This window comes from Actinoallomurus sp. CA-142502, assembly GCF_050936355.1.
GTDB lineage: Bacteria > Actinomycetota > Actinomycetes > Streptosporangiales > Streptosporangiaceae > Actinoallomurus > Actinoallomurus iriomotensis.
Genome location: NZ_JBNJMY010000001.1, coordinates 7,728,457 through 7,736,016 on the forward strand (window position 1 = coordinate 7,728,457; position 7,560 = coordinate 7,736,016).

Annotated in this window: 8 protein-coding genes and 1 pseudogene; 5 read left to right on the plus strand and 4 right to left on the minus strand. The window is 69.0% G+C overall.

Features of this window, described 5'->3' with window-relative positions:
* Nucleotides 1-45 precede the first annotated feature (45 nt).
* A complete protein-coding gene (gene qcrB / locus ACQEV1_RS36175; protein WP_433400214.1) occupies nucleotides 46-1,407 on the minus strand; it encodes a cytochrome bc1 complex cytochrome b subunit in 1,362 nt (453 codons plus the stop codon).
* A 257-nt stretch (nucleotides 1,408-1,664) separates the two neighbouring features.
* Between qcrB and ACQEV1_RS36180 the strand changes: the two are divergent.
* From ACQEV1_RS36180 to ACQEV1_RS36195, 4 genes and pseudogenes are all read left to right on the plus strand, one after another.
* A pseudogene (locus ACQEV1_RS36180) lies at nucleotides 1,665-1,901 on the plus strand (DUF4232 domain-containing protein); the annotation flags it as partial.
* 163 nt (nucleotides 1,902-2,064) lie between these two features.
* The gene (locus tag ACQEV1_RS36185; protein ID WP_433406035.1) at nucleotides 2,065-2,289 is read left to right on the plus strand and encodes a hypothetical protein; all 225 of its coding nucleotides are present in this window, start codon (nucleotides 2,065-2,067) and stop codon (nucleotides 2,287-2,289) included.
* Nucleotides 2,290-3,396: 1,107 nt separating this feature from the next.
* Nucleotides 3,397-3,759: a YciI family protein gene (locus ACQEV1_RS36190; RefSeq protein ID WP_285632517.1), complete on the plus strand. Its 363-nt coding sequence runs from the start codon at nucleotides 3,397-3,399 to the stop codon at nucleotides 3,757-3,759.
* A 146-nt stretch (nucleotides 3,760-3,905) separates the two neighbouring features.
* Complete coding sequence (locus ACQEV1_RS36195; protein ID WP_433400217.1) at nucleotides 3,906-4,058, plus strand: alpha/beta fold hydrolase; 153 nt, start codon at nucleotides 3,906-3,908, stop codon at nucleotides 4,056-4,058.
* A gap of 90 nt (nucleotides 4,059-4,148) precedes the next feature.
* On the opposite strand, the gene ACQEV1_RS36200 is transcribed toward ACQEV1_RS36195, so the two are convergent.
* Nucleotides 4,149-5,120 (minus strand): alpha/beta hydrolase fold domain-containing protein, encoded by a 972-nt coding sequence (locus ACQEV1_RS36200; protein ID WP_433400220.1) that lies wholly within the window; start codon nucleotides 5,118-5,120, stop codon nucleotides 4,149-4,151.
* A 10-nt stretch (nucleotides 5,121-5,130) separates the two neighbouring features.
* Entirely contained in the window at nucleotides 5,131-5,892 is a 762-nt protein-coding gene (locus tag ACQEV1_RS36205) for an SDR family NAD(P)-dependent oxidoreductase (protein WP_433400223.1), read from the minus strand.
* Nucleotides 5,893-6,010: 118 nt separating this feature from the next.
* Here ACQEV1_RS36205 and ACQEV1_RS36210 point away from each other — a divergent pair, with 118 nt between their 5' ends.
* Nucleotides 6,011-6,577, plus strand: a complete 567-nt coding sequence (locus tag ACQEV1_RS36210; RefSeq protein WP_433400226.1) for a TetR/AcrR family transcriptional regulator — start codon at nucleotides 6,011-6,013, stop codon at nucleotides 6,575-6,577.
* 184 nt (nucleotides 6,578-6,761) lie between these two features.
* On the opposite strand, the gene ACQEV1_RS36215 is transcribed toward ACQEV1_RS36210, so the two are convergent.
* Nucleotides 6,762-7,550, minus strand: a complete 789-nt coding sequence (locus ACQEV1_RS36215; RefSeq protein ID WP_285632436.1) for a hypothetical protein — start codon at nucleotides 7,548-7,550, stop codon at nucleotides 6,762-6,764.
* Nucleotides 7,551-7,560 lie beyond the last annotated feature (10 nt).

A 7,560-nucleotide genomic window follows, 5' to 3' on the forward strand; every position in this document is an offset into this window, starting at 1 on the left:
CAGCACGAGTGCGCCGCCAAGGACTTGAACCCCGGATGCCTGAGGTCAGGCTCGGATGGCCGACCCGGCGCTCTCGTCGCGCCCCGGTGAGCGCGTGATCTCCTCGAAGCCGCCGTTCGGAAGCTGCCGGATCAGTCCGGTCTCGATGCCGTGTTCCCTCTGGTGGCGCTCTTGTTGTTGCAGGCCGAGACAGAGTCTCTGGGTGACGGCGAAGGCCAGGAACGGTCCGGCGATCACGGCGACGCGGAAGAAGAGGGTGAGGGCGTTCAGCGACAGGTCGAAGTGGGTGGCGATCTGGTCGTTGGCGGCGGCGGCCCACAGCAGACCGTAAAAGGTGATCCCGGCCACGCCGATCGCGGTGCGGTTGGCGTGGTCGCGCGGGCGGTCCAGCAAGCCGTGCGGTTGTCCGTCACCGGTGAAGCGTCGTTCGATCGCCGGGTAGGCGGCCAGGAGGGTGAAGAAGCAGCCGGGGACGACGAGCGCTGGGACGAGCACGGCGAGGCTGAGCGGGTGTCCGAACACGGTCGGTTCCCAGTTCGGCATGATCCGCAGTGCGCCGTCGAGGAAGCCCATGTACCAGCCGGGTACGGCACCTGAGGTGATCGCGCCGGGCTCGAAGGGGCCGTACAGCCAGATCGGATTGACCTGGACCGCCTGCCCGAGCAGGGCCAGGATCGTGCAGATCGCGCAGAACAACGCCCCGGATGAGGCCAGCCGGACCCGCCGGTCGATGCCGACGGGGTGCCGGTCGGAGAAGCGCGTGTGGCCATGTCGCCGTACGAGCCGGTACCGCAGGACCAGCAGCCCGACCATGAGGACGGTGATGAGGAGATGGGCGCCGTACAGGTTGGGGATGATCCTGTCGCCGGGGAAGTCGCCGCCGAACAGCCAGAGTGACAGGTAGCTGCCGACCACCGGGATCGACAGGACGATCCCCTGGATGAGACCGAGGCTGCCGCCGGAGAGCTGGTCGTCGGGCAGTACGGTGCCGGCGACGCCGGCAGCCATGCCCAGCACGAGCAGCGTGACCCAGATCAGCCAGTTGGCCCCGCGCGGCCGGCGGAACGCGCCGGTGAAGAACAGGCGCAACAGCTGCAGCAGCACCGCGGCGACGAAGATGAGGGCGGCCCAGTGGTGGATCTGCCGTACCAGCAGGCCACCGCGGACATCGAAGCTGAGATGCAGTGTCGACGCGTAGGCCTGGCTCATGCCGACGTCACGGAGCGGAGCGTACGTGCCGTGGTAGACGGTCCTGCCCATCGACGGTTCGTAGAAGCACGTGAGGAAAGTGCCGGTCAGCACCAGCACGACGAACGCGTAGGCGGCCATCTCACCGAACATGAACGACCAGTGGCCTGCGGCGAAAGTACGGCCACCTTCCCGCTTCGACCGTGACCTGAGAGTCATCAGCCTCCCCCAATCTGCCGGTATCTCGCTGATATGACTGATCGGAGGAGGCGTTTGTGACGTCGCAAGCCCAGGGAGTGTCGCAGATCACGTCACTGCAGCAAGATCACACGACGTGACGGACTCGGTGGCCTTCCACACGAATACGTGCAGGCCGCATAGGCGTAGCCGAAAATCTGGCTTTCCCTACGAACCTCAACACCATTACCGGACATCGAACTGACCAACCAAGTCGGCAAGATCCCGGCTTCAACGATTTGGGTGCGGAAACGGCAGCGGAAAAGGCGGTCGCCACACTGATCCTCACCAACCGATCCAGCGAAACCTGCTACCTGCCGGCCGGCTGGACATCGCTCGGGAAGGGCGGGCGGAACAACTACACCGCGATTCCCGCGACCCAGATGAACTACCCCGGCGCCGGCACGACCATCACACTACGACCCGGGCGTTCGGCCTTCGCCGGCACCAAGTGGCACACCACGAAGGGCTGCCCCGGCGGCACCACCGACGGCCTCGGCGTCGCCTGGCACAGCACCTGGATCCCGCTCACCTGCCACGGCCTCGACGACGGCTACCAGCCGCCGATCTGCGACAGCCTCGTCCTGGGCACACTCCAGCCCACCATGAACGGCGTCAATTTCACCCAAGAGCGTTTGCGTGTGGTCACAACCCTTTTTCCAGGGGTTCAAGAACTCGCAGGCCCCGGCCGATCCAGGAAACTGCCAAAACCTGCCGATCACCGCGCATTCCGTCTGGAACAACACGCCGTACACCCAGCGGTTGCATGCCACTTGGCTCTGCACGGGAGGCAGTGTCCTTATCGCGCCTTTCCAGCAGGTGACGGACCTGGGCACCGGGCGTAGGGGACTCGACGCGTACTGATCTGGCATCCGGACGGGCACGCTCGGGAGACGGGGAAACGCGCCGGCCCGCCCATCGGCGGGTCGGGCATGCACCGCCGGCTCGCGAAGCAGCGCGGGCGGCGGTGCCGCACGCAGAATGCTCGGCCAGGGCCACCAGCCGGATCTGCGATTAGCCGGTACGGCCGTGGTTACCGCGTTGTTAGTGAGGTGGGTCAGCATCCTGGAGTTGTCGGCACGGTCAGGGTGGTGCCGTCGATCGCGCAGACCAGCAGGCCGCACCACCGCGTTCCTCGCTGCCCCATCGGAGAGCGGCACGGGAGAGGTCTTGCGGATGGCGTTCGCTGGCGCCGTGGTCACGTTGGTCGAGCGCGATGACCCGATACCGGGGACTCAACCTCTGGCACATCAGGTCCCATCCACCTGCATGGCCGGCCGGCTCGTGCAACAGTACGATCGGCTGTCCCGATCCGCCCCAGTCTCGACAAACCAGCCGGACGCCGTCTCGCACCACCACGGGCTCGGACCACGCCAACCTCGGCCCCGTCCAGGATCGGCTGACTTCGATCACGCCGTACAAACCTTGGTCGCTTGCTGAGCCGACAAACCGTCGAAGCAAGGCCCCCGGCGCGGACCAGTCCGTGGCGACCGAGGCGAGGACGGCTGCGGCGACGCCGTGCTTCCAGACTGTCTGTCGTTCGGCAGCTGGGTCGACGCGCTGGGGGTTACGCGGGTGGGGATCTGCGTCGTGGACATGTCGGGCTCCGTTTCCTCGGCAGCCCGCCCGGTGCGACCGCTCATGCCGCCTCCACGAACGGGCGGGTCCGGATCCGACAGGTCGCGAGAAGATATGTTCTACGGGTGAATGCGTGGTTGACGCAGCACCAGCGCGAGTCCCGGCCGTGACGCCAGCGCAGCCAGTCTCGTCGGCGAGGCACTGGACGAGGTCGCGGCTGAGCCTGCACACGAGCGTCCGGTGCTTCTGCGGCAGGACGTCGAACGAGCAGTTCGCTTATGAGGATCCCGATCGCAAGGTTTTCCGTGGCAGGTTGTCGCATCGACGGAATGCCGTTCGTAATGGGGGTAGACGGCGGTCATCCGGACCGCCCGGAACTTAAGGAGAAGCGGGATGACGCACTACCTGTTGACCGTGCACGGCCCCGCCGAGATAAACGAGTTCGGCAACTACGGCTCCAAGGAGGAGATGGAGGAGGCGTTCGCGGCGACCGGCGCCTTCAATGACAAGCTTCGTGCCGATGGCTACTGGGTCTTCGCCGGTGGGCTCGCGCCGGCATCGACGGCGACCGTCGTCGACGGCCAGGGTAAGACGCCGGTGATGACCGACGGCCCCTACCTCGAAACCAGGGAGGTCATCGGGGGTTTCTGGGTCATCGACGCACCCGACCTCGACGTGGCGCTCAAGCTCGCGGCCGAGGGGTCTAAAGCGTGCCGGGGCAAGGTCGAGGTCCGTCCATTCGACGGCCTCGCCTGAGCCGGCCCGACCGACGACTGATCGATCCAGGGCGGAAAGGCGGCCGTCGAGCGGAGCCGTCACTGGCGGCGGACCCGCTCGGCGAGGGAGCGGCGGCGCTGCGCACGCTGACGACTCCCGTCCTGGTCGGCGTCGGTGAACACGACATGCCTGATTTCTTCGAGGGTGGCGAGGGACTGGCCCGCGACCTCGACGCAGGCGAGACCGTGGTCATCCCCGCCGCAGGACACCTCGCGCCGCGGGAACAGCCCGCCGCGTTCTGCACCCTGCTCCTGGAATTCGTTCGGCGCCTCCCGTAGCAGGAGCGAACAGCCGTCTCAAAGGACGCGGACCTGCGGTAACGTGCGCGCGACGTGGATCGGGACGCGACGCCCGAGCCCCGTAGCAGCTCAACCGTGCAGGTGGCGGCGGAGGAAGGCGTGCCAGGTCTGCTCGAACGAGCGGGTCAGGGTCGACGTGGCCGCGAAGCGGTCCCAGGCGTGGAACGCGCGGGCGTAGAGGTGCAGGTCGACCGGCACGCAGGCGGTGATCAGCCGGCGGGCGAAGTCGATGCCCTCGTCCCGCAGCAGATCGAACTGGGCGACGGCGACGAAGGTGTCGGGCAGGTCGGTGAGGTCGGTGGCCCGGCCGGGCGCGGAGTACGGGTGTACGTCGGCCGCGCCGAGCCGGTCGCCCAGGACCGCGGCCCAGGCAAGCCGGATGTCCGGGCGGGCGAAGACGACCTCGGCGATTGCCTCGGAGCTCGACGGCGTCTCGAGGCGGTCGTCGAGCATCGGGTAGAGCAGGGACAGTGAGCATGGCCGCGGAGCATGCCGGTCGCGCACCATGAGTGCGGTGGCCGCGGCGGGCGCTCCGCCGCCGCTGGCGCCGGCGAGTCCGATCCGGTGCGGGTCGATCCGGTGCTCGGCGGCGTGTGCGGCGAGGTGGTTGTAGGCGAGGTAGCCGTCCTCGGCGGCGCCGGGAGCCGGGGTCTCCGGGGCGAGCCGGTAGACGACGGCGGCCAGGACGCAGTCGAGGTTCAGGGCCAGGGCGGTGTGGTACGCGTCGTCGTCGCGGGCGTCATCGCCGAGCACTTGGGCGCCGGCGTGGAACCAGACCAGGGCCGGGAGGGTCTGCGTGGCGCCGGCCGGGCGGTACAGGACCACCTCGAGTTCGGTCCGGTCGTCTCGGGGGATGCGCAGGGTCTCGATCGTGACCCGGGGGTCGGGCGGGGTCGCGGGCAGGTGGGCGCGTGCCGCACGGAGTCGGGCGCGCAGGCCCGGGATGCCGGAGAGTTCGAGCAGGGTGCCGTTCGCGGCCTTGGGCATCGCGGCGAACGCGGCGGCGAGTTCAGGGTCGAGCGCGTCGTTGGTTCCAGGCATGGGGGGTCCTTCAGAAGAGGGAGGGCTGGCCGCTGCCGGCGGTGATGCCGCCGTCGACGGGCAGGATGGTGCCGGTGATGAAACGGGCGTCGTCCGAGGCCAGGAAGCTGACCGCGGCGGCGACGTCGGCCGGGGTGCTGAAGCCGGCGAGCGCCCGACGCTGGTTGAAGCGTTCGATCATGTCGGCGTGCGTCGTCGCCAGCTCTTCCGGTCCGGTCAGTGACGGAGCGACGGTGTTCACCCGGATGCCGAACTGGCCGAGGTCGAAGGCGAGCCCGCGGGTGAAGTTCACGACCGCGCCCTTGGCCGCGTTGTAGGCGGTGAGCCGGCGGTCGCCGCCGAGGCCGGAGGCGGAGGCGATCTGGACGATGCCGCCGCGGCTCTCCTTCAGGTACGGCAGCGCCGCCTGCGCGCCGAAGAAGCAGCTGTCGACGTCGCTGCTCATGACCAGCCGCCAGTCCGCCGGCGTGGTCTCCGCGAACTCCTTGGCGAGGCCGACGCCGGCGTTGGAGACCAGGACGTCGATGCCGCCGAACCGGGCCGCGCCGGCGCCGATCATCGCCTGTACGTCGTCCTGGCTGGTGACGTCGGTGGGGACCGGGAGTGCGCGGTGGATGCCGATCTCGGCCGCGAGGGCCTCCAGCCGGTCCTTGCGCCGCGCGGCGAGGACGAGGTTGGCCCCTTCGGCGGCGAACCTCCGGGCGATGCCGTCGCCGATGCCAGAGCTGGCGCCGGTGACGACGACCGTCTTGCCGGTGAAACGCTGTTCCATGGTGGTCTTCTTTTCGTCAGTGACTGACACGAAACTGTGTCAGTCACTGACGGTACTTTGAGTCAGTGACTGACGCAAGTAGCGTCAGTAACTGACGGCTCGTGGTAGAGTCAGAGCCATGCCACGGAACAGGGATGCGGTGCGGCTGCGGCTGCAGGAGGCCGCGCTCGACCTGTATCTGGAACGCGGCTACGACAAGACCACGACCGGGGACATCGCCGCCCGCGCCGGCGTCACCGAGCGGACCTTCTTCCGTCACTTCGCCGACAAACGCGAGGTCTTCTTCGACGGCGAGACGGAGCTACGGGACCTGATGACCGGCGCGGTCACGGCGGTGCCGGTCGGCACCAGACCGCTACCCACTCTGCGGGCCGCGTTCCATCAGGTGGTGCCGCTGATCGAGCGCAACCTTCCGGTCACCGAGCGGCGGGCGCCGGTCATCGCCGCCACGCCGGCCCTGCAGGAACGGGCGCTGGCCAAGAGCGCGGCCCTGGTCGCGACGCTCACCGACGCCTTGCGGGCCCGCGGCGTCGCCGAGCCGCTCGCGGCCCTGTGCGCCCAGGTGGGCATGGACACCTACTCGGCCGCCATCCGCCGCTGGCGGGCCGATCGCACCGACGACCTGCACACCCATCTCGACCGGGCCTTCACCGATCTACGGCTCGCCGCGAACGCCCTGAAGTGAGCGGCCAAGCCGGAGAGCAGCCGCCGCCTGCCTTCTGCCGAGTGCGCTGGTGCACTTCTCCAGGCCGGACGCGACGCGTGATCTCATCGCCGAGTACGGGCCCGCGCCCGCCCGCCGCGCACGGGCTTTCCCTGACCACGACTGGCACGGTCAGAACCGCGCGCGGCGCTGCTCGCGCCCCCGGTCATCTCCAGGTGTCGGTCGCCCATATCGGCTTGCCGCTCTTGTCCTGGATCACCAGGTTGGCGTCGGCCTGCAGGACCATCCTCGGATTGTCGTGTCCCCAGCATCCCGCGCCCCAGACCGCCCGGTTGCCCGAACTGTAGATGACCAGATTGCCGTCGGTCTGGAGAATGGCATGGGCCCCGGGCCGATTCGTCCCCGTTGACCAGATGACGTTGTTGCTCTTGTCGCGCAGCACGAGGTCGCCGCCGGTCTCCATGGTCAGCGCGATGCGGTTCGTCCGCACGCTCTTGCCCGGCTGGAGGGTGTACGGGGCGTGCAGCACGAGAGTCGTCCACGGCGGCCCACCTCCCAACGGCGCTTCGTTCGACGCGGCCCGGACCTCGGCGTGACGGAGGGCTGGAGCCGAAGACGCCGAGTGCTTCGCGGGTGCCGAGTGCTTCGCGCTCTTCGACGCCTTCGGCCCGCCACTCTTGGTCGGGGAGGCCGTCGGCGTCGGTATCGGCGTCTGCGTCGGCGGGGCGGGGATGGGCACGCCCGACGGGGACTGCCGCCCGGCGCCGGGAGGTACGGTGTCGGCCGCCGCCGAGGTCCGGTGCTTGTGGCTTTGGGAGGTCAGCGCGCCGACGGCCACCGCCCCTCCGGCCACGACGACCAGCGCGGCCCCGCCGGCGAGAAGCCGCGGAACCACGTTGGGTCGTTCACTCGGCTGCCAGGCCCGGCGGCTGAACGCGTTGACGAGGTCTGCGCGTCGCCGGCGTTGCCCTTCGGTCATGTTCTGGTCGTCCACGTGGTCTTCC

Excerpts from the sequence above, each read along its gene's own strand:
- qcrB (WP_433400214.1), bottom strand. The coding sequence starts at position 1,407 with ATGACTCTCAGGTCACGGTCGAAGCGGGAAGGTGGCCGTACTTTCGCC.
- ACQEV1_RS36190 (WP_285632517.1), top strand. The coding sequence starts at position 3,397 with ATGACGCACTACCTGTTGACCGTGCACGGCCCCGCCGAGATAAACGAG.
- ACQEV1_RS36195 (WP_433400217.1), top strand. The coding sequence starts at position 3,906 with ATGCCTGATTTCTTCGAGGGTGGCGAGGGACTGGCCCGCGACCTCGAC.
- ACQEV1_RS36200 (WP_433400220.1), bottom strand. The coding sequence starts at position 5,120 with ATGCCTGGAACCAACGACGCGCTCGACCCTGAACTCGCCGCCGCGTTC.
- ACQEV1_RS36205 (WP_433400223.1), bottom strand. The coding sequence starts at position 5,892 with ATGGAACAGCGTTTCACCGGCAAGACGGTCGTCGTCACCGGCGCCAGC.
- ACQEV1_RS36210 (WP_433400226.1), top strand. The coding sequence starts at position 6,011 with ATGCCACGGAACAGGGATGCGGTGCGGCTGCGGCTGCAGGAGGCCGCG.